Source organism: Acinetobacter sp. 797_lipA (genome assembly GCF_058243025.1).
The window spans coordinates 1212290-1238309 of sequence record NZ_JBZAYQ010000001.1 but is presented as its reverse complement, the minus strand read 5'-3'; the positions used below and the strand labels follow the sequence as shown (position 1 = coordinate 1238309).

Genomic DNA, 26020 nt, shown 5'->3' with positions numbered 1-26020 from the left:
TTGCCTGTTTTTTCATTTTTGTGTAGTTTTTGACGATATGATTCAATTTAAAAACATTTCAAAGCACTATCAGTTGAAGGGCCAAACCATTCCTGCACTGGACCAAATCAATTTGGACATTCCAGAAGGCAGTATTTTTGGCGTTATTGGCTATAGTGGTGCAGGTAAAAGTACCCTCATTCGTTTGATCAATTTACTTGAACGCCCAACTCAAGGCCAAGTAATTATCAATCAGAAAGACTTTACTGCATTAGATGCAAAAGCATTACGTCAAGAACGTGCAAATATTGGCATGATTTTCCAGCATTTTAATTTACTGCAAACCAAAACCGTTGCAGCCAATATTGAAATGCCAATGAAACTTTTAGGTTATAGCAAAGCTGAACGTGAAAAACGTTTGAATGAGCTACTTGAGTTTATTGATCTCAAACACAAAAAAGAAGCTTATCCAGACGAGCTTTCGGGTGGTCAAAAACAACGTGTCGGTATTGCACGTGCGCTTGCCAACCATCCTAAAATATTACTTTGTGACGAAGCGACTTCTGCACTAGACCCACAAACCACCAAGTCAGTTTTAGACTTGCTCAAAAAAATCAATCAAGAGCAAGGCATTACCATCGTCATGGTGACACATGAAATGGATGTGATTCAAAGCATCTGCTCACATGTGGCCGTGATGGAACTCGGCAAAGTAGTTGAAACTGGGAAAACGGTGGACTTATTTAGTCGCCCACAACATGCAACGACACAGAATTTTATTCAAACGATTTTGCATCAACAGCTACCTATTAAGCTTCTGAATAACCTCGAACATAAGCATCATCATAGTATTTACCGCTTACAATTTCTGGGTAACTCTGCCCACGAAACCGTAATTCAAAACTTAATTAAGCAGTTTGATATTAGTCTCAATATCCTGTTTGCCAACATGATTGAAATTGATGGCAATGTGATTGGGCAAATGTTTGTTCAGCTCTTGGGCGATGAAAGCCTGATCGCTGAAGCGGTTGAGTTTTTAAAACAACATGGTGTGGCTGTTGAACAATCAGGAGAGCTGGCATGAGAGATTTAATTGTCCAGTGGTTAACTCAAATCACAGCACCTTTTTGGAAAAGCTCTTTATCAATTGATCAGTTTATTACTGCTTTGCAAGAAACATTTCATATGGTGTTTTTTGCAATGCTATTTGGCTGTATTTGGGGCTTTATTCAGGCCATCATTTTATTGGTCACACGTCCTGATGGTATTTTGCCAAACAAAGTGATTTATCACAGCCTGAACCCGATTGTGAATGCTCTGCGCTCTCTGCCCTTTATTATTTTGCTGATTGCGGTTTTACCTTTAACTAAACTCATCGTCGGTACATCGATTGGCACGTGGGCTGCGATTGTTCCGCTCACCATTTATGTCGGACCATACATTGGTCGTTTGGTAGAAACTTCATTACTTGAAGTGAATGAAGGCATTATCGAATCTGCACAAGCCATGGGTGCAACTCCGTTACAAATCATCTTTAAGTTTATTTTACCTGAAGCACGCAGTTCACTGATTTTAAACTTAACCACAGCCACAATTAGCTTAATTGGTGCAACCGCGATGGCCGGTGCAGTGGGTGCAGGCGGTATTGGTGACCTTGCTATTTCTTATGGTTATCAACGTTTTGACACCAGTGTCGTGATCCTCACGGTGATTGTGCTGTTGATCATGGTGCAAATTGTACAATCCGTTGGCGATTGGCTATCTAAACTGCGCTAACAAAATTAAGCTCTCAATATTGGGAGCTTTTTTTCAGGTCTCAATTTTATATAATCTGGCAAATAAAATTTTTAAAAGCTATAACGATGAAAATAACAACTCTATTGATCAGTCTAAGTCTTTTGCCGATGCTCAGCCATGCAGCTTCAAATCCCTATAACTACGTCACCAGTGTGAAAGTGAATCAGGTTGAACTCAATGCATCTGTGACAGCACATCAAGTTAGTGAATTACTCGCTCCTCCGAATGGAATAACCAGCAAACAATATGCAGAATGTACAGGCAACTATGAATACAGTATTACAACTGCCCAACCCAAAACCCTAAAATTTGAGATTTTTAGCGAAGATAATCCCAAAATTCAGGCTGAAAAATTCTATAAAGACAAAGCGAGTTTAAAACAACTCGGTCACACCAAAGGCCGTGTTTGGCTTGACTGGAAAAGCACTCAAGCGATGAGCGAAAATATACGTGTGCAAAATATTCAGATCACACCGAATTATACTTTACAGCAGTTTAAACAAGACTTTAAATACAGTGCACAAGGTATGGCAACATCAGGGGAAGCCCTAGTTTTGCTCTTACAACCCAATGAAATCAAAGCCTTTCTGAAAGAACCGCAAGACTTTGCCCCACCCTACACGGCTTATCTCAACTTTGGTTTTAAAAATGGACAGTTAAGCAGCTTTGCCATTCAGCAAGCAGTGGCCTGCTAAAGGCTTTTATTCCAAGAAACAATGCGACTGACATTGCCTTTTTTAAGTCGTTTAGAACTTACTGACAATAAAATAAACAGTCCAAACACTGTAGCCTATTAAATTTTGCCAATTCATTTGAATCGCACTCAGAATGAAGGCAGAGCATGTTAAACTATTCAGCGGTTTTTGCAGGGACTCACTTATGCACTTTGTACATCTTGGTATTCATACAGAATTTTCAATCACAGAATCAATTGTACGTATACCTGATTTAGTCAAAGCTGCTAAGGCAGAAGGTATGCCAGCCCTTGCCATTACTGACTTATCTAACTTACATGCTGCTGTAAAATTTTATGGTAAATGCTTAGATAATGGTATCAAACCGATTATGGGTTCAGAAGTTCGCTTGAACGATGCTGAACATCGCGTGACATTATTGGCGATGAGCAATGTTGGCTGGCGTAATCTAACCGAACTGGTTTCAGAAGGTTTTATCCGAGGTCAACAGCTTGATATTCCTTGCGTTGCAAAAGACTGGATTTTAGAACAAAACCATGACCTGATTGCGCTACTTGGCATGCGATCTGATGTCGGCAAAATGCTCTGTACATCAAATCCACAAAAAGCCGAACCTTTACTCGAAGAATGGATTGCAAAATTTGGCAATCGTGTTTATTTGGCTCTATGTCGGACAGAACGCTCAGGTGAAGATGACTTCAACTATGAAGCATTAAAACTGGCTAAAAAATACAATATTGGTGTAGTTGCGCACAACGATGTGCACTTCATGAAAGAAATAGACTTTGAAGCACACGAAGCCCGAGTCTGTATTGCCGATGGTTATGTATTAGGGGATAATCGCCGACCAAAAAATTACTCTCCAGAGCAATATTTTAAATCTGGCCAACAAATGGTGGAATTATTTGCAGACATTCCATCTGCAATTGAAAATACTTATCAGATTGCTAAACGTTGTAACGTTACACTGCAATTAGGTAAATACTTCCTGCCTGACTACCCTATTCCTGAAGGCCATACCATCGACACCTACTTTGCACATTTATCCAAAGAAGGTTTAGAAGAACGTTTAGACTTTTTGTACCCACCTGAAACGCGTGATGAATACTGGCCTCAAAAACGTAAAGAATACGATGATCGTTTAGAGTATGAAATTGGGACCATTCTTAAAATGGGTTTCCCGGGCTACTTCTTAATTGTCATGGACTTCATCCAATGGTCCAAAGGTAATGGCGTTCCCGTTGGTCCAGGCCGTGGTTCAGGTGCAGGTTCACTTGTTGCCTACAGCTTAAAAATTACGGATCTCGATCCTCTCCCATATGGGCTGCTGTTCGAACGTTTCTTAAACCCTGAACGTGTTTCAATGCCCGATTTCGACGTCGATTTTTGTATTGCTGGTCGTGATCGTGTGATTGACTATGTGGCGCGTACATACGGACGCGATGCAGTATCACAAATTGCTACTTTCGGCACCATGGCAGCCAAAGGCGCTATTCGTGATGTGGCGCGTGTCTTGGGTAAATCCTATGGTTTGGCAGACCGAATCTCAAAAATGATTCCGACCAAACCTTTAGGTTTAAGCCTCGAAGAATCGATTGAAGCAGAGCCACAGCTTAAAGATATTGTCACTAACCCGTCCAACCCAGACAATGACGATGCGGCTGAAATTTGGGAAATGGCATTAAAACTCGAAGGCATTACCCGTAACACAGGTAAACACGCAGGTGGCGTGGTCATTTCCCCGACTAAAATTACCGACTTTTCTGCCGTGATGTGTGATGCAGATGGTACAGGCCGTGTTGCGCAGTACGATAAAGACGATGTTGAATCTGCAGGTCTAGTAAAGTTCGACTTCTTGGGTCTGCGCAACTTAACCGTCATTGAAGATGCCGTGAAGAATATCAATAAGCGCATTCAGCTAGATGTGCCTTTAGACATTGCGTTCATTCCGCTTGACGACAAAGATGCATACCTCATCTTTGCCAATGCCAACACCACAGCGGTCTTCCAGTTTGAATCCGTGGGCATGAAAAAAATGCTCAAAGAAGCACGTCCAAGCAAATTTGAAGAAATTATCGCCTTCGTATCCCTTTACCGTCCGGGTCCGATGGACCTGATTCCAGACTTTATCCACCGTATGCATGGTGGCGAGTTTGAATATCTCCATCCCCTACTTGAAGGTGTACTTGAACCGACTTACGGCATTATGGTTTACCAAGAACAGGTAATGCAGGCAGCGCAGTATTGTGCGGGCTATAGCTTGGGTGGTGCGGACCTACTGCGTCGTGCGATGGGTAAGAAAAAGCCCGAAGAAATGGTCAAACAGCGCCAAATTTTCACGGAAGGTGCAGCGAAAAAAGACATTGATGAAGCCACTGCCAACCATATCTTTGACTATATGGAAAAGTTCGCAGGTTATGGCTTTAACAAATCGCATGCCGCAGCTTATGCTTTAGTGGCCTATCAAACGGCATGGCTAAAAGCGCATTATCCAGCTGAATTCTTAGCAGCGGTGATGTCATCGGAAATGCAAAACACCGATAACGTGGTGTTCTTGATTGATGACTGTCGCCACAATGATATAGAGGTATTGCCGCCTTCGGTCAATATGTCCATCTATCAATTCCATGCTTCGGACGACAAAACGATCGTCTATGGGCTCGGTGCAATTAAAGGCGTCGGTGAAGCGGCGATGCAGTCGGTTATTGACTCGCGTATTCAAGATGGGCCGTATCGTGACTTGTTTGATTTCTGCCATCGTATTGATCTGAAAAAAATCAATAAACGGACTTTAGAAGCATTGATTCGCTCAGGTGCTTTAGACTGCCTCGGCATTGAACGCTCAAGTCTAATGGCACAGCTACCTGAAGCGGTACAAGCAGCGGATCAAGCTCGCTCAAACCGTGAAACAGGCATCATGGACTTGTTTGGTGAGGTTGAAGAAGTACAACGTAAACCCGCTAAACCCGTTAAACCTTGGTCAGATGAAGTCCGTCTCAAAGGTGAGAAAGACACCCTAGGTTTGTATTTAACCGGCCACCCAATTGATGTCTATCGCACTGAATTGAAAGCGTTTATTCCGAATAAAATTAATGAACTTACCCCAACCCGTCGTGGCGTGACTACGGTTTTTGCAGGTCTCGTGGTCGATGTAGCCAACTTCCCGAACCGAATGATGGTGACCTTAGATGATGGTACCTCACGAATTGAAGTCTCTGCGAATCATGAACGCTTTATGCGTTTTAAAGACATCATTCAAAATGAAAAAGTCGTGGTAATTGAAGGCGAAATTTACGAGCGTGAAGGTTTTGACCGTCCAATGGGACGCTTAACCAAAGCATTTACGCTGAATGAAATTCGTCAAAAACGCGCTAACTGTATTCAAATTCGTCTCGACCCAACACATAGTACAAAAACACTGAGCCAAGATTTAAAAAATATACTTGCACCCTTTTGTAATGTCGATATGTGTAATCACATTCCGCTGCAATTGCTGTTGGACTACCCGTATGCCACGGCTGAATTGCACTTAGGGATCAATTGGAAAGTGGCACCGCTGGATGAACTACTTTCTAAACTGCGTGACTATTTTGGTAAAGAAAATCTTCATGTGGAATATCAAGTCAAATCCAAAGCAGCCAAAGCGGTGAGCTATGAAGAAGCCAAACCTGTAGATGTACCACCGCCACCTGCGGATATGAGCATGGATGATGCCATGGACTTATATCAAACTGAAGTCGGTCAGTTCTCTTAATTATTTAAATTTTAAAGATTCATTGGAAAAATCATGAGCCAATTTGACAATGCCGCTGTTTCAGCGCATCTCTCCCATGTGCGTATTGTCATGGTCAATACCACACTCCCTGCGAACATTGGTAGCGCACTGCGCGCCATGAAAACAATGGGACTCTCAAAACTGGTTTTGGTTGCGCCAAAAACCTATCCGCATCCCGATATCGATGCTTTGGCTGCGGGTGCAACGGATTTAATCGAGCAGATTGAAATTGTTGAAACCCTTGCCGATGCCATCAAAGACTGCCATTTAGTGTTTGGTACCAGTGCGCGTAGTCGTACCATTCCTTGGCCTTTGCTTGACGCACGCCCTGCGGCAGAAAAATCAATTTCAGCAGTGGTGAATGATCAGCAAGACGTTGCTATTGTATTTGGTCGTGAAGACCGCGGACTGACCAACGAAGAACTGGCCATGGCTAACTATCATGTCACCATTCCTGTAAATACAGACTATGGCGTGCTAAATGTGGCTCAAGCGATTCAAGTGATTTGTTATGAAATGCGTATGGCAACTCTTGCTGCTGTAGAAAGCGCTGAAGATGAAGCTGCAACCATGCCTGTAACAGATACAGAGTCTATGCAGTGGGATGAGCCTTTGGTCACACATGAGCAAATGGAACAGTTCTACCCGCACATTGAAAAAATGTTAGCCGAGATTGAATTTTTAGATCCAAAAAATCCTCGATTACTGCCTTTACGCTTGCGTCGTCTTTTTGGACGTATACAATTAGATCGTATGGAATATCATTTACTTCGTGGTATTTTTAGTCGTGTACAAGCCTTAAATAATGGCACATGGAAAAAGTCAAATACGGATCAGACAGAGGATCAATCTAATGCTTAAACAGCTCAAAGAAGATATACAAGCTGTATTCGCGCGCGATCCTGCGGCACGAAACACTTTAGAAGTTCTAACCACATATCCAGGCATTCACGCCTTGATCATGCACCGTATGGCGCATGAGTTATGGAAAAAAGAATGTAAAGGCTCAGCACGTTTATTGTCTTCTTTTAGCCGTTTTGCAACAGGTATTGAAATTCACCCGGGTGCCAAAATTGGTCGTCGTTTTTTTATTGACCATGGCATGGGCGTCGTGATTGGTGAAACCGCTGAAATTGGCGACGATGTGACCTTATATCACGGTGTCACTTTAGGTGGAACTACATGGAATAAAGGCAAACGTCACCCGACCTTAGAAGACGGCGTGGTGGTTGGTGCTGGTGCTAAAATTTTAGGCCCTTTTACTGTCGGTAAAAATGCGAAAGTCGGCTCAAATGCAGTCGTCACCAAAGCAGTTCCAGCCGACACGACCGCAGTTGGTAACCCTGCGCGCTTTATTTCTAAAGATAAACCGAAAGATGAAGCAGAAACACGTCGTCGCGATTATGCAGAAAGTATTGGTTTCCAACCTTATGCTGCAACGCAAGACCAGTCTGATCCAATTCTTGAAGGTATGCGTGTTCTACTTGACCGCATTCAGCTGAATGAGAAACGGATGAACACCCTTTGCCAACGTTTGTCTTTACTTGATCCAACTTTTAAAAAGCAACAACAAAATGAACAACCTTTTAGTGCTGAAGAATTGAAAATTTTGGAAGATGTACGCCGCGAATGTGAAGCTCAAAGCCTGCCATCTAACGACTAAACATGAAAAGTGTTAGTTTTTGAAAACCTGCCTATAGCAAACCTTGCATGTTCATCAGAGTTTTTTTAGACTGACGAACATGCCTTTTATACCACTTCTTAAAATAATGAATGGAAGAACCTTATGATGCTTAAACCCTTAGCGGTTGCTGTTCTTGCTGTCTCGTTTTTAACAGCGTGTAGCTCAAACCCAACGAAGAATAACAACGATACCATCGTTTTTACAGAGCCTGAATTAACTGCACCATTTTATGCACTCAATCCATTTAATTATGATGCGCCACCTCCATTTGAAATTAACTTAAAAAAAGCAGCGGCTCAACCCGTAACTAAAATGGAAGTGACTCGCTCTGACGACCCAACTAAAAAACTGCTTTTAGACACCAATAAACTGATTATCCCGACCGTAAACAGCAAAGACCGTCAGTTGAAGTTTGCCGTACTGGCAGGCGACAATGAAGTCGACATTACTGAAATTGATGACTTCTTACAGTTGGTTGAAGGCAAAGCCCGTCACTACCCACCACGCTTTACAGAACGCCAAGAGCGTAAAGGTTTTGAGTTAAAACTGAAAGAAGTGACACAACAGCTCGATACGTTAGCGTCGAAAGACAATGCCTCATTTGATGTACTGGTTCGTGCGTTCAAAGCTAGCGTTATGGCACGTAATTTAGACCTCGGTTCAGTCTATACCACCAAATCTTTGGCTTATGCACAGCGTATTTTAAAAATTAACCAAGAAGACCCTGAAGCAAACTTCTGGTTCGGTTTTGCTTTGTCTGAAGGTGGTGGCCAACGCGAAGCGATGCCATACCTCGATAAAGCAATGAAATCTGGTGTTCAAGAAGCCTATTTAGCGACAGCAAATAACTACATTGCTATGGAACAAAAGAAAAATGCGGTGCAAACCTTGAAAAACTACAAGCTGAAATATCCACAAGAAGCCGAAGTTGCGGATCGCTTGATTAATGAAATAGAAAAACAAGGTCGTTGGAATGTTTGGCAAGTTCTAAATACTGCAAAATAATTCCATCACTTCTGATGTACCTAAAAATAGACCGAATTTTCGGTCTATTTTTATTGATAAATCCGAGAATTATCGTATGATTTAAAAAATTCAAAAGAATAAACGGTAGTCGACGCTTTTTATGCCTAAATACATCCGTAGCACCTTGATGGTAACCACTCTATTTTCGCTCTTGAGTGGTTGCCAAGTGGTCAGTGTGAAAAATCAATCACTGAACGTCACGATTACCAATGAGCGTGAGAGTATTTTAACGCGGGATAAGCTCAGTGAAGCGAGTCTAAACGTGCTGTCTATGACGGGTCGAGAAGCCAAAATCTGTTCAGAGCAACCTGAAGAATGCGTCAGTGAACTCAAACAAATTCCACAAATTCAAGATGAACAGCTCCTCTCTACTGCCAGCGAACTCTATCTCGCTAAAGCACTTTCCTTAGAAAAATCATCAGCCTGTAAAGTAAGTATTTTAGCCAAGACACACTCTGAAGAAAAACAGGCGCTACAAAAACAAAACTACCAAAACTGCCTAGATCAACAACTTGGCATGCTGGATAAAAGCATTCGCTATAGTTATGCCTACATGTTTAACACCAAACGTGGCCCGCAAGACCGTATTTTTGATAACCGTCAAGTCCAACTCCGTGACTTTTATAACCAAGCTATCGCTAAGCTTGTAAATAGTTATCGCTTACGCCATGGGCCATCTGAAGTCGGCAATCAAATAAAAGTGGGGCAAAGTATTTACCGCATAAATTATGACAACTACCCACTTTTAAAAAACCGTCAAGTTGAACAACTGATGTCAACTTACAATATGAACTTTTCAGGCCTACGCTCTATCACACGTCGCGATGGTTTTGGGTCAGAGTTTCTGATTGTCCTCCCACCCGAGCACAACGACACCTCACCCGAAAAAGCCAAATATATTGTCGATCCACTGCATTATCAGTATACCAATGGTCGTAATCCTAACATTCACAATGCCCGTTATTTGGCGGCAACTATTACCGCACAGCCACGCTCTGCATCCAGTATCGATGAGATCTTAAACAACCCTGAGTTTGAAATCTCAGCTTATGATCCCTATAAGTTTGAATCTGCGAAAATTGCAGGCAAAAGCTATCCTCTTGCTGCGAACTTTTCTGCACCTTATGGCTTATGGTTAGCACAAAACAATTTAGGTAAAGCCGCGTATTTATCACTGATTGATCGTGATGCACGCCTCACTATGCCGCACCTATACATGCTTGAGCCGTACAACCCAAATAAAAAAGTGGTGGTGCTCGTTCACGGACTAGCCAGTAGTCCAGAGGCATGGATTCGTTTGACGAATGATGTCATGGGCGATCCCGTGCTACGTGAACACTATCAAGTCTGGCAAGTGTTCTACTCGACCAATATGCCAATTTTGGAAAGTCGTTTCCAAATCTATGCAATCATTCAACAAAGTTTTAATTTGGTCGATAGCAAAGCGCCTGCCAAAAAGGATGCCTTGCTAGTGGGTCATAGTATGGGCGGTATTATTGCGCGGCTTTTGGTGAGCGATGCTGACTTAACCCCTACGGCAATGAAACTGCTACCCAATCGACGTGCGCAACAATTTAAAAATGACCCTCTGTTTAAATCACGTCTCGACATTCAACCGATTCCAAACTTTAGTCGGGCCATTTTCTTGGCAGCACCACATCGTGGGACAGAGTTTGCTGACCGCTGGTTTACCCTTGCGGCACGTAAAGTCATTCGTCTACCAGGTGCATTTTTGGGGGCACTGACCGATGTTATACAAAGTAGTGACCCTGACCTACAAGCCTTCATTAAAGATGTCGATAATGGACTCATTCAAAATGGACCAAGTGATCTCAGCAAGAACTCTAACTTCACTCGGTTAACTAAAAACGTCGTTCCATACAAAGGCATGAAATTCCACAGCATCATGGGGAATGCGACCAAAAGTGATGACCTCAATATCATTACAGACGATGTCGTGCCTTATACGAGTGCCCATCTAGATGGTGCATTGTCTGAGAAGATTATTAAAGGGGGACATTCTATTCAAGAAACGCCTGAAGCTGTTCTTGAGTTACGTCGTATCCTGCGGTTGCACCTGACTGAACTTGGTCTGTATAAGCCTTAAATCTTTAAAAGCCTAAACAGATGTTTAGGCTTTTTATTTTTGCTTTACACCTAACGCCTACAACAATAATCACTTGGCTGTTTAACAACTGTTCGCTTTATAGATGATTTATTGTTTAGTCGTTTTCAATTTTGCTAAGATATTGCCATTCATACAATAGCTGTTCATAGCGCATAAATACACACGGTAAGCGGTGTCGCTCGGTCTATTTTTATATTGTGTATTTTCAAAGATTTAAGGATTTCACCTACATGAGCAATTCGGGAATCATAACTGATTTGTCCACCCTCACTCCCATGATGCAACAGTACATGGGCGTCAAAATGCAACATCCGTACTCTTTGATGTTCTATCGTATGGGTGACTTCTACGAGCTATTTTTTGAAGATGCACACAAGGCCGCTAAACTTCTCGGGATTACCCTGACCCATCGTGGCAAAGCCAATGGTGAACCCATCCCTATGGCAGGTGTTCCTTACCATGCAGCTGAAGGCTACCTTGCTCGCTTGGTGAAAAAAGGCGAAACCGTCGTTATTTGCGAGCAAATTGGTGAAGTCACAGGTAAGGCCCCTGTTGAACGTGGCGTTGTCCGGATTATTACACCGGGTACACTGACTGACGATGCTTTACTGACGGCACATCAAAGTTCAAACCTTGTGGCGCTTTGCGTACAACAAAATGAAATTGGTATTGCATTGTTAGATTTAAGTGCAGGTTTATTCAAAGTTCAGCAACAAGAGTTCCAACTTGAGCAACTCGGTATTGAACTGTCTCGCCTCATGCCAAGTGAAATTTTGGTCGATGAAAATATTGTCGACCCTAACATTATTGAACACATTAAAAAACTGCTCGACTGCCCTGTGACACGCCGTCCAAATGTCGACTTTAACCTAAACAATGCACAAAAAACTTTATGTGATCAGTTTGCTGTATCGACTTTAGCTGGTTTCGGTATTGATCATTTGCCGCTTGCCAAAGCAGCAGCAGCATCCCTGATTCATTATGCCAAAGAAACGCAAAAAACAGCCTTACCGCATATTCGCACTATTCAGCTTGAACAAAGCAGTGATTTCATTGCGCTTGATCCTGTGACACGTAGAAACTTAGAGCTGGTTGAGCCTTTGTTTGAACACGGCACGTCATTATTCCAACTCATCAATGACTGTCAAACTGCAATGGGTGGACGTTTACTTAGTCGTACGCTGATGCAACCGTTACGTGATACCAAGCTCTTAGACGCACGTTTAGATGCTACCAAGAGTCTTGTGGATGGCTACCATGAATCGCCAGTCCGTTTAGTATTAAAAGAGATTGGAGACATCGAACGTGTCCTCAGTCGGGTGGCTTTAGGTAGTGCCCGTCCGCGTGACTTAGTGCAACTGCGCCAAGCCTGTGCGCAAGTCCCTTATTTACGTCATGCCATTCAAGCCGTGATTCAAAGTAAACAGTCCGCTCTAATTACCCAATTGAATGAGGAATTGGGTGATTTCCATGGCTTACATCAACGTTTAATGTCCGCCATCGTTGAACATCCACCTGTGCTTTTACGGGATGGAAATGTGATAGCCGAAGGTTTCGATCATGAACTGGATGAACTGCGTAAAATCCGCGATCATGCAGGACAGTACTTGATCGACCTTGAAATTCAAGAACGTCAAAATACTGGAATTTCGACCTTAAAAATTGGCTATAACCGTGTCAGTGGGTATTACATTGAACTGACCCGTGCACAAGCCGAGCAAGCACCTGATCACTACATTCGTCGTCAAACCTTGAAAAATGCTGAGCGTTATATCACGCCTGAGCTGAAAACCTTTGAAGACAAAGTGCTTTCGAGTGAGTCCCGCGCATTAGCCCGCGAAAAAATGCTGTTCGAAATGCTTTTAGATGAACTGCGCGCCGACATTGGTCATTTACAAATGATGAGTAGCGCTATTGCGCAAATCGACCTCTTAGCCAACTTTGCACATCAGGCTCGCTTACGCAATTGGTCACGTCCTGAGTATAGCCCAGAAATTGGGGTTAAAATTATTGCGGGACGTCATCCAGTAGTTGAGGCGTTGAACAAAGCCACATTTACACCGAATGACACGACACTTGATTTTAACCACCGTATGGCCATTATTACAGGTCCTAACATGGGTGGTAAATCAACCTTTATGCGTCAAACGGCTTTAATTAGCCTATTGGCCTATTGTGGCTCATATGTACCAGCCCAATCGGCAGTCTTAGGTCCTATTGATCGAATCTTTACCCGTATTGGTTCTGCAGATGACCTATCTACAGGCAAATCGACCTTTATGGTGGAAATGACCGAGACCTCGCAAATCCTACATCATGCAACCAATCAGTCCTTGGTTTTGATGGATGAAGTTGGTCGTGGCACCAGTACCTACGATGGTTTATCTTTGGCATGGGCTTGCGTACTTGACTTAACCAAACGCATTAAATGCTTATGTTTATTTGCCACGCACTACTTTGAACTGACCGAGCTGGCCAAAGAAACTGCTATTGATAACTACCATGTCACTGCAAAAGAACTCAACGGCAACCTCATTTTGTTACATAAAGTCCAACATGGGCCAGCGAGCCAAAGTCACGGCTTACAGGTCGCAAAATTGGCGGGTATTCCTGCCAGTGTGATCAAAGAAGCACAAAATCGTCTGAAAATTTTAGAGAAGCAACAACTGCAAAAACCTAAAGTCGTTCAAAATGATTTGTTTGCCGCGATAGAAACACCTGAACTTGAAATCATTGAACGTGTGGTCGAAATTGAGAAGCCTTCTGCCGCACTTGAACTACTCAAGAGCATTGATGTCGATAACTTAAGTCCACGTGAAGCCTTACAGCAGCTTTATGCATTGAAAGATCAGCTACATTCATAGTAGTTTTCTATTTTTGTAAACCGTCTAGACCGTCAAAATGACGGTCTTTTTTATTGTAAAAAGCAATTTTCAGCAGAATGTTCAGTTTTTATCAAATTTAACAGCCGTGCATATAACAAATATCAATAAAAGCAATTGTTAGTTGGTGCTGTTTTTGCCTAAAATACACATTAGTTATTAGAACCATATTTTTAGGTAGCCTTCGCCATGACCTTTGTTGTCACTGAAAATTGTATTAAATGTAAATATCAAGACTGCGTAGAAGTTTGTCCAGTAGACTGTTTCTATGAAGGTCCAAACTTTCTAGTGATCAATCCGGATGAGTGTATCGATTGCGCACTTTGTGAACCTGAATGTCCAGCAAATGCAATTTTCTCTGAAGATGAACTGCCAGAAGGTCAAGAAGTATTTATTGAACTAAATGCTGAGTTATCACAAACTTGGCCGAACATTACCCAGATTGGTGACCAACCTGCTGACCGTGAAGAATGGAACGGTAAAGCAGATAAGTTACAATACTTAGAAAAGTAAGCCAGAAAAAGATCAGCATAAGCTGATCTTTTTTTATACCTAAAACACACATTTGATTGCAATATTTCCAATTTTTCCTCACAAATTTGGATTAAAATAATAGCCGTATTTTTTAAATATTTGATTTCTATAATGAAGAAATTTTTAAAGGGATTATTTGCGGTTAGCATAATCCCCTTGGTGATGATTGGCTGTACGACTTCATCCCACAAAGGACAGACCATCACAACTCCTGATGGAAAACGTATTTTTATCCCACAAGAGAAAATTAGTTTTGACCGCCCTGCTCCACCTAAAATTATTCCTTATACCTACAATGCTTGGATGTCTGTCGGTGACACGCTAGCACGCGTACGTGAGTATGAAGTTTTTCTTGAACGCAATGGCGTGGGAAATATCATCCCAAGCTTTGAATTGCTCAGAACAGCACGTGACTGGCAAAAATGTGGTCGTTCACAATATATGATCCCGAACCGTGAACTTTGGAAAAACCAAATTGCGACCTTAAAAGTATTTAAATATTTAGTTGCAGCCAAAGTACTGACCGATTTTGAAGTCACTTCAGTTTATCGTGATCTACCTTTAAACCAATGTGCTGGCGGTGCAAACTCATCACGCCACTTATTCAATTCTGCCATCGATTTTCGAATTGGGTCTGAAAACCCGCAACCTGAAGATTATGCTTATATTGAAAATACAAAATATCGTCTATGCCAATTTTGGACCCAGCATGGTCAGAGCTTGAACATGGGCTTAGGTTTATATGCTTCTGGTCAGATTCACATTGATACCCAAGGATATCGTACATGGGGGCCAGACCTCAGTCGCAATTCTTCGATGTGTAGTTACTAGTTTTTAAAAATTAAAAGAGGTCAATATGACCTCTTTTTTTGAGCATTGATTTCAACAAATATGGTCGGAAAAATTGCACTCTGAAAATAAAAGTTTAAAATGCTCCTCATCGCAACCAAGGTGAACATGCTATGCAACAAATGTGGACAGAGATTGATAACTATATCGATGCACATTTAATTCCTGAAGACCCAATTCTACTGCAAACTTTAGAAAATACTGAGAAGCATGGTTTTCCAGATCACTTAGCTGTTGCACCCAACCAAGGCATGCTTTTACAAATGCTGATTCAAATGAATCAATGTAAACGTGTGTTGGAGCTCGGAACTTTTGCTGCCTATAGCACCATGTGGTTAGCGCGTGCTTTACCTGAAGACGGTTATATTTTAACGATTGAAGGGCGTGATACGCATGCCGCGATGGGCCAAGAAAATATCGACAAAGCTCAGCTCAAACAAACCGTTGAACTCAAATGTGGACGCGCAGCAGATATCCTTAAATCACTGCCTGCAGATATTGAACCTTTCGACTTTATTTTCATTGATGCCGATAAACAAAGCTACCCAGAGTATTTGGAATTAAGCCTGAACCTATCTCATTCAGGTACTTTGATTTTCCTCGATAACGTAATTCGTGCAGGCGATATTATCAATCCTGAAAATCATAAACCAAGTATTGAAGGGATTCGAGATATGTTCAAAGCGATGCAAAACCATCCAAAAATTTTGTCGTGCACAGCACTTCAAACGGTCGGTAGCAAAGGACATGATGGATTTGCCTTAGCCATTGTAAAATAAGCTAAAACTTAGATTAAAAAACAATCGATTAATTTAAGCTTATATAAATTATAAACTTACATTTACTGTCCATATAGTTATCCACAATTAATGCGGATAACTATGGATAAAACAGTTCCAATTTAGATAAATCACTCTAAATTAACGTGCCACCAGTAAGGGAACTTTGGCATTCCTAAAAATGGTGGTTGCAATACTGCCCAAGAAGAACTGATGAATTTTACTGTGGCTGAACGCACCGAGCACAATCAGTTGTATGCCATGCTCATTTTGGTATTCCAGAATATTTTCAGCCACGTCGCCGTAACGATATTCTGTAATCACATCCAAATTTGCATCTTTCAGATATTGTTCAGGCTCTCTTAAAATTTCAGGATGGTCACCGACATAGACCAAATGGCATTGTAAGAGGCGCAGTAGATCACTTTGCGCAATCCGTTTCATCATCTTCACACACGTCGGTGAATACTCGTAGGCAAAGATAAAGCGCGTAGGTGGCTTAAAGCTATCACCTACCGTCATGACGGTACAGTTTGCACCACGGATAAAGTTTTCAACATTACTGCCCAATGGTTTATTGCGTTCAGCCGATTTCTCACCCACACGGCCAATCACCACAATGTCATCTTCATGCAATAAGTTAAAACTTTGCTCTAGAAAGTCACCCTTTTCTTGAATATGTGTCGTATGTAGGCCATGCGTTTCGAGAATGAGTTTAGAAATATGATCGAGCAAATTATTGCTATAACTGAGCGCAAGTTCACTTTGTTTTTGCTCTAATTCAGCCAGCTCTTTGAGCAACATTGCATTGCTTTCAAATCCAATTACCCCGCTAATTTCACCTAAGTGATAACTTGCAGGATAATAATCCAAAACTTGTAAAAGGACCAATTCCCGCCCCGTCTGTTTTGCAATCCACGCCGCAGCTTCTGCTAGGGCATTGATACAAGGGGAAGAATCAATACATGCAATGACTCGTTTCATTATCGCCTCTCATTACACCGCATTCGGTATAAGGTCTCATTGTTGTTCTAAACTTAGCATATCTTTTTTTTTGATGGCAGGTTTTTATGTAATTAAGTATTGATAAATGTTCAATATTCTTTGATATCTTAATCACGTAAACGAATAAACTGAGCAGGATTGCCAGCAACAATCGATTGCTCAGCGATATCTTTGGTTACCATACTATTCATTCCCACCACTGCATGTGCACCAATTTTCACTCCATCTTTCACGCCCACATGCGCACCCAACCAAACATCCCGACCAATTTCTATCCCTTGTGAACGTACAGGTTGTTGATAAATCGGATCGCTAAGTACCATACCATGGTCAAAGGCATATAAGTGACAATAAGCCGCAATACGCACTTGATCATGTAACTTAATCCCCACACGACCACCATCTAAAATACAATGGTGGTTGATCGCGACTTCGCTGCCAATATCTAAAGGCCCATGCAAAGTACAATCGGCAGCAATAAACGTGTTGTCGCCAATGACAATTTTGCGGCCAGGCTCTGCAAATATGTGTGCCAATGGAGAAATAAAACAGTTTTGACCAATTTCAACGGTTTCCATTTCCATTAGATAAGCTTGGTATTCTTGCTGCCATACTTCAGCCCACTCACGGTTTTTAGGCTTGAGCGACCAATACAACCAGGGCATATAATTTAAGCGATGCTTATGCTGCTCACGATATTTTAATAAGGGATCAGTCATGATGGTCATCCACAATTTTTAACGCTTCACGCCCACGGGTTATGTCTTGTATTTTAAGTCTGAGCGCTTTAATCTGATGCACTTGTAAGAATGCTTCTACAATTACGCCATCCGCAGTATATTGCTCATTAAACTCAATCTGCTGGCTATTCAGCTCATACTGGAAAATCGCCCATTCATTAAATTGGCAGGCAAAATGCACTTTTTTCTTCTCAATGAGTTCTATTTTTTCAGCCAACAGTAAACACTGTCCTGCAGTTCCACCATAAGCACGTACCAGTCCGCCTGTGCCTAGCTTGACACCACCATACCAACGATTGACTAAAACCAAAATATTGGTCAGCTCATTGCCTTCAATGGTCGCTAAAATAGGACGACCTGCAGTACCTGAGGGTTCACCGTCATCATTAAAACGAACATTGTGGCCAATTTTCCATGCCCAGCACTGATGCGTGGTGCTGATATCTTTATATTGCTCTAGAAAATCTTTAACAGCTTGTTCATTTTCTACAGGCACAGCAAAAGCTTGAAAACGACTTTTTTTAATGTCTTCTTCATAGCTCATTAAACTAGAGATGGTAAATGGCATAGCGTAATTTTTAAAAATTTCACAAAAAATTATAACGTATTTTCAATCAGCTATCGTATGAAAATGGCTTTTCGCTTTAAGCCAACACGAAAAAAGATATGCATATTGTGTAGCATGCTGAAAAAGCGATTTCAAAAGGATGGCAGGGTGCGCGGTTTGAATATAAAGAAATGCCCTATTCTTAATTCAATGCAAAGCGATGCATTAAAAATATGACAGGGAAATCTGCGCCAATTATTTTCATTGACGCAGAAAAAGCTTATACAGTGAAGTCATCACCAAGGTAAACTTGACGCACGGTTTCATTGGCTAAGATTTCATCTGGAGTACCTTCAGCAATCACCGCACCCTCACTCACGATATAAGCACGTTCACAAATCGCCAAAGTCTCACGAACGTTATGATCCGTAATAAGAACGCCAATACCACGGTCTTTTAGGGTACGAATAATATCTTTAATGTCACCCACTGAAATTGGGTCAACCCCAGCAAAAGGTTCATCGAGCAACATAAATTTTGGATCGGCTGCCAACGCACGTGCAATTTCAGCACGACGACGTTCACCACCAGACACACTCATACCCAATGAATCTTTAATATGGCTAATTTTGAAATCGGCTAATAATTCATGCAGACGCTGTTTACGTTGTTCTTTATTTAGATCTTTGCGCGTTTCCAAAATCGACATAATATTTTCAGAAATAGTGAGTTTTCTAAAAATTGAGGCTTCTTGAGGTAAGTAACCAATGCCTTTACGTGCACGTTCATGCATGGCCAAATCAGACATATCTAGGTCATCAAGATGAATTTCACCTTTGTCCATACGCACCAGTCCAACCACCATATAGAAACTGGTGGTTTTCCCAGCACCATTAGGGCCCAGTAAACCTACGATTTGTCCGCTTTGCATGCTAAAAGATACATCTTTCACTACCCAACGCTTACTGTAGTTTTTCGCGAGATGCTTAATACATAGGGTTTGTGGCTGATTGAGAGTTTGCTCCATTAGTCACGCGCTCCTGGGAAGGATTGAGAACCTGAAGGTGGGATCACAATCTTAACACGACCACTCGACGAACCACTGTTATTTGGTGTACCAATCGCTTCGATATCACCTTTATTCATACTATAACGCAATGTATTACCGCGAATACTGGCACCATCTTGTTCTAGAAGTGCACTGCCCGATAAGGTAATAATGCCTGTTTCTGCATTATAAATAATTTTTTGCGCCTGACCTTTGGCAATACCTTTGTTGGTACTAACTTGTTGTTGGAAACGTGCAGGCTTACCATTGGCCGTAATGGTGCTAATTTGACGGGTTTGATTTAAATTGGCAACAATCGAATCCGCTTGTAGTTTCATCGTACCCTGTTCAATGATGACATTGCCTGTGTACGTCGTAACACCCGTTTTTTCATTAAAAGTTGCACGATCTGCCACCAACGAAATCGCTTTACTACGGTCACTTGGCAATGCCAAAGCAAAAGTTGAAACAGCCACACCTAAACTCAGTGCAAGTGTTTGCTTGAGGAAAGTTTTCGAAATAGAAAATTTTGGATTATGGTTCATACTTCCCTCGAATATGGAAAAAGTCATATTGACCCGTATTTAAATTCGCTTTTAAGCCCTGACTAACAAATTCTGCTTGTGGTGTCGTAACAACCACTTGATGCTGAGATTCAAGTTCACGCGTCTGTGGAAACGCAGTCAGTTCTGCTGTCTCAAACTGCATCTGACCTTGATCCAACATTTTCTTTGCAACCACTTGGTTTGTCAGAACGACTTTTTCGTTGTCGTTGATGCCATTGGCTTGCTTGGCATAGAAAGTTGCATCCACTTTTCCATCTTTATACATCTCAGCATTTAAGTTTTCTAACTTAGAGGTCTTCTTTTGCATGTCCTGCTCAAGACGATCTACTTTTGCACGGACGTATAAATGACCCTGCTCATCTGTTTGAGTCAGTTGGATCTGCTCAGCAGAATAGGTCATGCTTTGCGCACCATCGACCTCGAGCTTTTGCCCTTTTCCACTGTAATAGTAATAACCACTACTGATAGCCGCAATGGCTACAGCAGTGATATATAAAACTTTAGTATCCATAAATGTTAACTAAACTCTCATGCATGCATACAGATTAATGCGGGACTGCGGTGTACTTTTCAAGTAAAGTTTCGTATACACCTTTGGCTTGTAAAATCATATCGCAGATTTCACGTACCGCGCCACGTCCACCCATCGCTTGAGTTACCAAATCGGCACGACGACGTACTTCTAAATGACCATTTGGCACGGTCACTTTCATGCCTGCAATGGCAAATGCAGATAGGTCAGGCCAGTCATCACCCATGTATAAACAATCTTCAGGTGAAATACCAAATTTTGCACAAGCCTCGCGCAGTGCAACACCTTTGTCTTCACGGCCTTGATAAACAAGGTCCACGCCCAAATCAGACATCCGTTTTTCTACGATCTGACTTTTACGTCCTGTGATAATAATCACTTTCACACCAGCTTGCTGAACCAGTTTCATACCTAAGCCATCACGGATATCGAAAGATTTGATTTCGTCCCCCGAGTTGGTCAAAGTCACAAAACCATCACTTAAAATACCATCAACATCCAAAACTAGAGCTTCTACATAACGCGCTTGTTCTAACAAAATATAAGAAGCCATTTTTAATTTACCCCAGCTTGAATCAGGTCATGCATACTCAAAACACCAATGACTTTATTGCTCTCATCAACAACGACAAATTGGTTAATTTTCTTTTCATTCATTCGCTCTAATGCTTCAACAGCACGCGCTTCAGGTGAAATCGTCAGCGGGCTCTTAATCATCACATCAGACACCGCCAAGTTCACATCAAAACCTTGCTGTTTATCAATCAAACGGCGTAAGTCACCATCAGTAAAAATCCCCAATAGATGATCATTGTCATCCACAATTGTGGTTAAACCTAGGCGTTTGTTAGAGATTTCGTACAGAACTTTGTTCATTGCTGTATCTGGAGACACTTTCGGTAGTTCGTCCCCAGTGTGCATTAAATGCTTCACATGTAATAACAAGCGTTTACCCAAAGCACCCGCAGGATGCGAGCGTGCAAAGTCATCTGAAGTAAACCCGCGTGCATCTAACAGTGCAACAGCCAATGCATCACCCAAAGCTAAAGTCGCCGTTGTACTCGATGTTGGTGCTAGACCTAATGGACAAGCTTCTTGAATATTGCCCAACGTCAGCGCCACATCTGCATTTTGTGGCATCGGCCCACGGTCATCACCGCTGATCGTAATTAAAGGCACACCCAAATATTTGATCAAAGGCATCAGCATCATGATTTCATCACTCTTGCCCGAGTTTGAAATCGCAATCAGCACATCACCTGCAACCAACATCCCTAAATCACCATGCCCCGCTTCACCTGGGTGCATAAAGAATGATGGCGTACCTGTAGAGGCAAAGGTGGCTGCCATTTTTCGGCCAATATGCCCTGATTTACCCATGCCAGTAATGACTAAGCGACCTTTACACTTTAAGATAATTTCACAAGCACGGCTAAAACGATCATCGATTTGCTGAGCAAGTACCGAGAGTGCCTGACGCTCTATCTCTAGTGTTTCTAAAGCAACTTTTTGGAAATCAATGGGATTTGACATATTTTCAGAATTCAACGTTGTTTTACCTGAACCGTGTGACGAAATGAAACGTCAGCACATAAAAATAATTTTCGCAATTTTATCATATCTCTGTAGACAACTAGCGCGGAAATCTTTGGATTTTCACAACATATCTACAAATGTGTTTTGCTGATGATGGAAGACCTTTGTTTCAAGTGCATATAGCTCGCTCCCTTTTTATTATTTTTTCTTTCGACCACGTATGACTGCACATCTTTCACGCTGAGAGGCTCTTATTAATTTCTTAACTTAAGTGAAATAAAAAGTAGCCACCACAAAGCTAAACAATGTCGCTAATTCAATTATTTCAATACTGGCACCAATGGTATCTCCCGTCACACCACCAATACGCTGTATAAATTTATACCGCAAATACCATAATACCAGATAAAAAGTGGCAATCACCACAACACCAATCCATGTCCAATACAAAGCCACCAAAGGTATCAGCAGTAAAAGTGCCATTGCAATTGGTCGTGCTAAATGTTGGCCCAACTGGCTGCCGAGTCCTTTAGCACGCACATAGTCTGTGCTTAAAAAGAAAAATAGCGGCACAAGACGCCCTAAGACAGGAAATAAAATGAGTGTGCTATAACACTGCTGCTGCAATAACACATACAGTGCAGACCACTTTAATATGCATACAATGACAAGGCTGAGTACACCTATCGGCCCACAACTCGGATCTTTCATGATCTCAAGTGTGCGTGCTTTATCGCCAAAACCACCGACCCAAGCATCTGCGGTATCGGCCAAACCATCCAGATGCAAACCACCTGTCAGCCAAATCCATAACACCAGAATCACACTGCTTAACAGCACAAGTGGCAAAGCATGCAATAACAGGGCGATCCCATACAGAATGGCTCCTATGAGCAAGCCCACCACAGGATAAAATAACAGTGCTTGCGCATTTTGCTGAGGCGTTGGCATCGTGCTTAAACGAACTGGAAAGGTCGTTAAAAACTGCAGTGCAATCCAAAAAGGTGTCATTACACGTCCTCACTTTGAATAAACTGAAGTTGCCCTTGATCGAATACAAAACGGTTCAACTGTCCCAACTCTGCTGACATTTTTAAAAGGTCATTAGCATTTTGCTTCAGCGCTTGGCATTTTAAGAGTTTAATCACTCCACCATGGGAAATAATCAATGCGCGTGTCCAGCCCTGCGCATACATTTGTTGGGTCAAGGTCTCTACAGACTCTAGAACACGACTTTTAAATGCCAATAAGCTTTCTGCCTGGGGCGGTGTAAAGCTTAACGGTTTTTGCCAAAATTGAGCCAATTCATCTGGGTAGAGTTGATAGAGTCGATCGGTCGGCTGAGCTTCCCATTCTCCAAAATCCATTTCTTGCAAATTCGGTTCTATATACAAAGGGAGCTGTTTTTGCTCCGCCCACTGCTCTGCAAACAGACGACAGCGCTGTAATGGTGAGCTATAAATGACATCCCACGCCTGACTAACCTGCTCAGCCTGAGCGATAGTAGACTGCATTTGCATCCATCCTTTCTCCGTCAAAGCATCGTCCGTTTTACCCCGTAGGGTATGACTTAAGCTGGTTTCGCCGTGGCGCAGAAAATCTAAATACAACATCTCTAAACTTTCTCACCAATCACTGCTGCTTCAGCAAATGTTGCCATCTCATTGTGTAAGCGGCAGGCGAGTTTGATCAGCCCAAGTGCAGCTCCTGCTCCGCTGCCTTCACCTAAACGTAGGTTCAGCTTCAATAGAGGCATAGCTTTAAGTTCTTCTAACAAACGGACATGACCATATTCAGCCGACTGATGCCCAAAGAGCATCCAAGCACGAACGTCTGGATTTAAACGTATTGCGAGCAATGCCGAAACAGTACTGATAAACCCATCAACCACCATCGGCAGCCCCAGTTGTGCACAGCGAATATACGCGGCTGTCATGGCTGCAATTTCAAGCCCACCCACCGCACATAAGGCTTTAAACGGATCATTCCCGACATATTGCGCATGCAGTGAAAGTGCTTGGTCAATCACCTGTTTTTTATGTATCAATTGTTCAGTACGGATACCTGTTCCAACACCCGTGAGCTTTTCAGCGGGTTCAGCCAATAAAAAACAAGCCACGGCTGAGGCTGAACAGGTATTTCCAATGCCCATCTCACCCGCGACATAGATATCTGCCCCATAAGCGATGGCATCTTCCACACTTTTTTGCCCCAAAGCAAAAGCTGCTTCACATTCAGCTTCAGTCATGGCTTGGGTTTGAGCAAAGTTAGCCGTGCCAGCACGGATGCAGTGGCGTTCAACCCCGACATATTCATACGCTTCACCGACTGAACCACAGTCAATGACTTGTAACTTGGCTTGATACTCTTTGGCAATCACACTAATACACGCCCCGCCAGTTGCGAAGTTCTGCAACATTTGACGTGTCACCGCTTGTGGATAGGCAGAAATATTTTCCTCCATCACCCCATGATCGCCTGCAAAAATTGTAATCCATGGGCGGTCAATCTTGGGTTTTACAGTGTTTTGCAAACTAGCTAAAGTCACTGCAACCGATTCAAGCTCCGACAACGAGCCTGTCGGTTTGGTCAACTGTGACTGGCGTGCTAGGGCTTGAGCCAATACAGACTCACTCGGACTTTGACATGCTTCTAACCACCAACTCACACTTGTTCTCCTTTTAAAATCATTGGAAATCCTGCTACGCAGAACACCACTTTTTGAGCAATTTGACCTAACTGCTGATGCAATCGCCCTGTTTCATCAACAAAACGTCGGCTAATTTGTCCCATTGGAACCACACCTAGGCCTGTTTCATTACTCACTAAAATCAGCTCAGACTGTAAATTTCCGACAACATCTAACAACTTTTGGCATTCTTGAACTTGCAAATCTGGGTCAGCATGCATCAGTAAATTACTCATCCATAAGGTCAGACAATCGACCAAAATGGTTTGGTTTGGGCGATCTAATTTGACCAACTGCGCTGCAAGATAAATGGGTTCTTCACACAGCCCCCAATCTTTGGGTCGTTGTTGCTGATGGTGTTGAATACGCGCTTGCATCTCCCCATCCAAGGCTTGTGCAGTTGCCACATAAACCACAGGCTGCGCCAACTGTTGGGCAATCTGCTCCGCCAAGCGGCTTTTCCCCGAACGTGCACCACCTAAAATCAGTTGCATTGCGCATTCCCCAACTCAATTTGTGCATGTGAAAACAATAGCCCTTGTAGGACATGGGCCTGATAAAAACCAAACGTGAGCTTTGAGACATTTAAGCTATAGCTAATATCTTCAATTTCAGCTATCCGTGCCAATACATGATCACTACACACTACTTCACGGTATAGACCTAATGTAATATGTGGACAATAACTCAATGCCGCGACTTCCTGCGAGGTTTGCAGCAATGTTTTTCTAATTTGATCCAACACGCCTGCGGTATCATCTACTTTTAAAAATAAGGCACTTTCAAAACTATTTAATTCACCCATCTGTAACTGAAAAGATTCTAGTTTTAAATTTTTAAGGCGTTCAAGCTGCTGATTCAGTTGCACTCGACTAAAGTCATCCGACTGTGTTGCCTGTTCTACCCAAAAACCTGCAACAAATAAAGTGATATGAAACTGCCGTTGATTTGGTTGATAAAGCAAATCTGAGAACTGCTCACGAAGCTTTGTTAAATAGCTGATCAAAACGGGATCATCCACTTCAATATACCAAAGTGCATAGCATTCTCGTCCCAAATGCCATTCAGGATAGTCTCGAGCTTCGGTCGGTACGACAGTGCTATTGGGTTGGAGAAACACAATTTTATTCACAAATGAAGATGAATGATTTAAGCATATTTTTGTCAAAATTATGGGCTGACACACCGAGATAATTTCACATTTGAATGAATTATTTTCAACACACTCA

General features: G+C 42.2%; 25 protein-coding genes. 12 read left to right on the top strand and 13 right to left on the bottom strand.

The features are described from left to right. The first annotated feature begins 37 nt into the window (after window positions 1-37). The 12 genes from AC4CU2_RS06010 to AC4CU2_RS05955 all read left to right on the top strand — a co-directional run bounded on the left by AC4CU2_RS06010 (window position 38) and on the right by AC4CU2_RS05955 (window position 16128). Entirely contained in the window at window positions 38-1063 is a 1026-nt protein-coding gene (locus AC4CU2_RS06010) for a methionine ABC transporter ATP-binding protein (protein WP_126037103.1), read from the top strand. Beyond that, window positions 1060-1755: a methionine ABC transporter permease gene (locus AC4CU2_RS06005; protein ID WP_490768437.1), complete on the top strand. Its 696-nt coding sequence runs from the start codon at window positions 1060-1062 to the stop codon at window positions 1753-1755. Before AC4CU2_RS06010 ends, AC4CU2_RS06005 begins: the two co-directional genes overlap by 4 nt. An 86-nt stretch (window positions 1756-1841) precedes the next feature. Further along, window positions 1842-2471, top strand: a complete 630-nt coding sequence (locus AC4CU2_RS06000; protein ID WP_062033571.1) for a hypothetical protein — start codon at window positions 1842-1844, stop codon at window positions 2469-2471. 184 nt (window positions 2472-2655) lie between these two features. Continuing rightward, window positions 2656-6225: a DNA polymerase III subunit alpha gene (gene dnaE, locus AC4CU2_RS05995; RefSeq protein WP_490768436.1), complete on the top strand. Its 3570-nt coding sequence runs from the start codon at window positions 2656-2658 to the stop codon at window positions 6223-6225. A 33-nt stretch (window positions 6226-6258) separates the two neighbouring features. Beyond that, complete coding sequence (locus AC4CU2_RS05990; RefSeq protein WP_183172833.1) at window positions 6259-7107, top strand: RNA methyltransferase; 849 nt, start codon at window positions 6259-6261, stop codon at window positions 7105-7107. Beyond that, window positions 7100-7909 (top strand): serine O-acetyltransferase, encoded by an 810-nt coding sequence (gene cysE, locus AC4CU2_RS05985; RefSeq protein ID WP_004696365.1) that lies wholly within the window; start codon window positions 7100-7102, stop codon window positions 7907-7909. The genes AC4CU2_RS05990 and cysE overlap by 8 nt, the downstream gene beginning before the upstream one ends. A gap of 123 nt (window positions 7910-8032) precedes the next feature. Beyond that, window positions 8033-8935 carry an ABUW_2363 family tetratricopeptide repeat lipoprotein gene (locus AC4CU2_RS05980; protein WP_490768435.1) on the top strand — a complete coding sequence of 301 codons (903 nt, stop codon included), beginning with the start codon at window positions 8033-8035 and terminating at the stop codon, window positions 8933-8935. A 121-nt stretch (window positions 8936-9056) separates the two neighbouring features. Then, entirely contained in the window at window positions 9057-11063 is a 2007-nt protein-coding gene (locus AC4CU2_RS05975; protein WP_490768434.1) for an esterase/lipase family protein, read from the top strand. Window positions 11064-11314: 251 nt separating this feature from the next. After that, the gene (gene mutS, locus AC4CU2_RS05970) at window positions 11315-13948 is read left to right on the top strand and encodes a DNA mismatch repair protein MutS (protein WP_490768433.1); all 2634 of its coding nucleotides are present in this window, start codon (window positions 11315-11317) and stop codon (window positions 13946-13948) included. A gap of 207 nt (window positions 13949-14155) precedes the next feature. Continuing rightward, window positions 14156-14479 (top strand): ferredoxin FdxA, encoded by a 324-nt coding sequence (gene fdxA / locus AC4CU2_RS05965; protein ID WP_004696359.1) that lies wholly within the window; start codon window positions 14156-14158, stop codon window positions 14477-14479. Between the two features lie 132 nt (window positions 14480-14611). Beyond that, entirely contained in the window at window positions 14612-15331 is a 720-nt protein-coding gene (locus AC4CU2_RS05960; protein ID WP_004982106.1) for a D-Ala-D-Ala carboxypeptidase family metallohydrolase, read from the top strand. A 131-nt stretch (window positions 15332-15462) separates the two neighbouring features. After that, the gene (locus AC4CU2_RS05955) at window positions 15463-16128 is read left to right on the top strand and encodes an O-methyltransferase (RefSeq protein WP_004982107.1); all 666 of its coding nucleotides are present in this window, start codon (window positions 15463-15465) and stop codon (window positions 16126-16128) included. A 141-nt stretch (window positions 16129-16269) separates the two neighbouring features. Here AC4CU2_RS05955 and AC4CU2_RS05950 read toward each other — a convergent pair whose 3' ends face one another. From AC4CU2_RS05950 to AC4CU2_RS05890, 13 genes are all read right to left on the bottom strand, one after another. After that, window positions 16270-17112 carry a universal stress protein gene (locus tag AC4CU2_RS05950; RefSeq protein WP_004696353.1) on the bottom strand — a complete coding sequence of 281 codons (843 nt, stop codon included), beginning with the start codon at window positions 17110-17112 and terminating at the stop codon, window positions 16270-16272. A 128-nt stretch (window positions 17113-17240) separates the two neighbouring features. After that, entirely contained in the window at window positions 17241-17852 is a 612-nt protein-coding gene (locus tag AC4CU2_RS05945; RefSeq protein ID WP_490768432.1) for an acyltransferase, read from the bottom strand. Further along, complete coding sequence (locus AC4CU2_RS05940) at window positions 17845-18441, bottom strand: IMPACT family protein (protein WP_490768431.1); 597 nt, start codon at window positions 18439-18441, stop codon at window positions 17845-17847. The genes AC4CU2_RS05945 and AC4CU2_RS05940 overlap by 8 nt, the downstream gene beginning before the upstream one ends. Before the next feature lie 259 nt (window positions 18442-18700). Beyond that, window positions 18701-19447: an LPS export ABC transporter ATP-binding protein gene (lptB, locus tag AC4CU2_RS05935; RefSeq protein WP_436904740.1), complete on the bottom strand. Its 747-nt coding sequence runs from the start codon at window positions 19445-19447 to the stop codon at window positions 18701-18703. Next, complete coding sequence (gene lptA / locus AC4CU2_RS05930) at window positions 19447-20013, bottom strand: lipopolysaccharide transport periplasmic protein LptA (RefSeq protein ID WP_078389213.1); 567 nt, start codon at window positions 20011-20013, stop codon at window positions 19447-19449. The genes lptB and lptA overlap by 1 nt, the downstream gene beginning before the upstream one ends. Beyond that, window positions 20003-20545: an LPS export ABC transporter periplasmic protein LptC gene (gene lptC, locus AC4CU2_RS05925; RefSeq protein WP_078389214.1), complete on the bottom strand. Its 543-nt coding sequence runs from the start codon at window positions 20543-20545 to the stop codon at window positions 20003-20005. The genes lptA and lptC overlap by 11 nt, the downstream gene beginning before the upstream one ends. Before the next feature lie 34 nt (window positions 20546-20579). Next, window positions 20580-21119 (bottom strand): KdsC family phosphatase, encoded by a 540-nt coding sequence (locus AC4CU2_RS05920; RefSeq protein WP_004982122.1) that lies wholly within the window; start codon window positions 21117-21119, stop codon window positions 20580-20582. A 2-nt stretch (window positions 21120-21121) separates the two neighbouring features. Beyond that, window positions 21122-22099, bottom strand: a complete 978-nt coding sequence (locus AC4CU2_RS05915; protein WP_218288297.1) for a KpsF/GutQ family sugar-phosphate isomerase — start codon at window positions 22097-22099, stop codon at window positions 21122-21124. A gap of 270 nt (window positions 22100-22369) precedes the next feature. Further along, window positions 22370-23113, bottom strand: coding sequence for an adenosylcobinamide-GDP ribazoletransferase (locus AC4CU2_RS05910; protein WP_490768430.1), 744 nt, complete (start codon window positions 23111-23113; stop codon window positions 22370-22372). After that, window positions 23113-23715, bottom strand: a complete 603-nt coding sequence (locus AC4CU2_RS05905) for a histidine phosphatase family protein (RefSeq protein WP_490768429.1) — start codon at window positions 23713-23715, stop codon at window positions 23113-23115. The genes AC4CU2_RS05910 and AC4CU2_RS05905 overlap by 1 nt, the downstream gene beginning before the upstream one ends. Before the next feature lie 2 nt (window positions 23716-23717). Next, entirely contained in the window at window positions 23718-24770 is a 1053-nt protein-coding gene (gene cobT / locus AC4CU2_RS05900; RefSeq protein WP_184118266.1) for a nicotinate-nucleotide--dimethylbenzimidazole phosphoribosyltransferase, read from the bottom strand. Then, on the bottom strand, window positions 24767-25285 hold the full coding sequence (gene cobU, locus AC4CU2_RS05895; RefSeq protein WP_184118267.1) for a bifunctional adenosylcobinamide kinase/adenosylcobinamide-phosphate guanylyltransferase: 519 nt from the start codon (window positions 25283-25285) through the stop codon (window positions 24767-24769). The genes cobT and cobU overlap by 4 nt, the downstream gene beginning before the upstream one ends. Beyond that, on the bottom strand, window positions 25276-25923 hold the full coding sequence (locus AC4CU2_RS05890; protein ID WP_490768428.1) for a 2'-5' RNA ligase family protein: 648 nt from the start codon (window positions 25921-25923) through the stop codon (window positions 25276-25278). Before AC4CU2_RS05890 ends, cobU begins: the two co-directional genes overlap by 10 nt. Window positions 25924-26020 lie beyond the last annotated feature (97 nt).

Excerpts from the sequence above, each read along its gene's own strand:
- AC4CU2_RS06010 (WP_126037103.1), top strand. The coding sequence starts at position 38 with ATGATTCAATTTAAAAACATTTCAAAGCACTATCAGTTGAAGGGCCAA.
- AC4CU2_RS06005 (WP_490768437.1), top strand. The coding sequence starts at position 1,060 with ATGAGAGATTTAATTGTCCAGTGGTTAACTCAAATCACAGCACCTTTT.
- AC4CU2_RS06000 (WP_062033571.1), top strand. The coding sequence starts at position 1,842 with ATGAAAATAACAACTCTATTGATCAGTCTAAGTCTTTTGCCGATGCTC.
- dnaE (WP_490768436.1), top strand. The coding sequence starts at position 2,656 with ATGCACTTTGTACATCTTGGTATTCATACAGAATTTTCAATCACAGAA.
- AC4CU2_RS05990 (WP_183172833.1), top strand. The coding sequence starts at position 6,259 with ATGAGCCAATTTGACAATGCCGCTGTTTCAGCGCATCTCTCCCATGTG.
- cysE (WP_004696365.1), top strand. The coding sequence starts at position 7,100 with ATGCTTAAACAGCTCAAAGAAGATATACAAGCTGTATTCGCGCGCGAT.
- AC4CU2_RS05980 (WP_490768435.1), top strand. The coding sequence starts at position 8,033 with ATGATGCTTAAACCCTTAGCGGTTGCTGTTCTTGCTGTCTCGTTTTTA.
- AC4CU2_RS05975 (WP_490768434.1), top strand. The coding sequence starts at position 9,057 with ATGCCTAAATACATCCGTAGCACCTTGATGGTAACCACTCTATTTTCG.
- mutS (WP_490768433.1), top strand. The coding sequence starts at position 11,315 with ATGAGCAATTCGGGAATCATAACTGATTTGTCCACCCTCACTCCCATG.
- fdxA (WP_004696359.1), top strand. The coding sequence starts at position 14,156 with ATGACCTTTGTTGTCACTGAAAATTGTATTAAATGTAAATATCAAGAC.
- AC4CU2_RS05960 (WP_004982106.1), top strand. The coding sequence starts at position 14,612 with ATGAAGAAATTTTTAAAGGGATTATTTGCGGTTAGCATAATCCCCTTG.
- AC4CU2_RS05955 (WP_004982107.1), top strand. The coding sequence starts at position 15,463 with ATGCAACAAATGTGGACAGAGATTGATAACTATATCGATGCACATTTA.
- AC4CU2_RS05950 (WP_004696353.1), bottom strand. The coding sequence starts at position 17,112 with ATGAAACGAGTCATTGCATGTATTGATTCTTCCCCTTGTATCAATGCC.
- AC4CU2_RS05945 (WP_490768432.1), bottom strand. The coding sequence starts at position 17,852 with ATGACTGATCCCTTATTAAAATATCGTGAGCAGCATAAGCATCGCTTA.
- AC4CU2_RS05940 (WP_490768431.1), bottom strand. The coding sequence starts at position 18,441 with ATGCCATTTACCATCTCTAGTTTAATGAGCTATGAAGAAGACATTAAA.
- lptB (WP_436904740.1), bottom strand. The coding sequence starts at position 19,447 with ATGGAGCAAACTCTCAATCAGCCACAAACCCTATGTATTAAGCATCTC.
- lptA (WP_078389213.1), bottom strand. The coding sequence starts at position 20,013 with ATGAACCATAATCCAAAATTTTCTATTTCGAAAACTTTCCTCAAGCAA.
- lptC (WP_078389214.1), bottom strand. The coding sequence starts at position 20,545 with ATGGATACTAAAGTTTTATATATCACTGCTGTAGCCATTGCGGCTATC.
- AC4CU2_RS05920 (WP_004982122.1), bottom strand. The coding sequence starts at position 21,119 with ATGGCTTCTTATATTTTGTTAGAACAAGCGCGTTATGTAGAAGCTCTA.
- AC4CU2_RS05915 (WP_218288297.1), bottom strand. The coding sequence starts at position 22,099 with ATGTCAAATCCCATTGATTTCCAAAAAGTTGCTTTAGAAACACTAGAG.
- AC4CU2_RS05910 (WP_490768430.1), bottom strand. The coding sequence starts at position 23,113 with ATGACACCTTTTTGGATTGCACTGCAGTTTTTAACGACCTTTCCAGTT.
- AC4CU2_RS05905 (WP_490768429.1), bottom strand. The coding sequence starts at position 23,715 with ATGTTGTATTTAGATTTTCTGCGCCACGGCGAAACCAGCTTAAGTCAT.
- cobU (WP_184118267.1), bottom strand. The coding sequence starts at position 25,285 with ATGCAACTGATTTTAGGTGGTGCACGTTCGGGGAAAAGCCGCTTGGCG.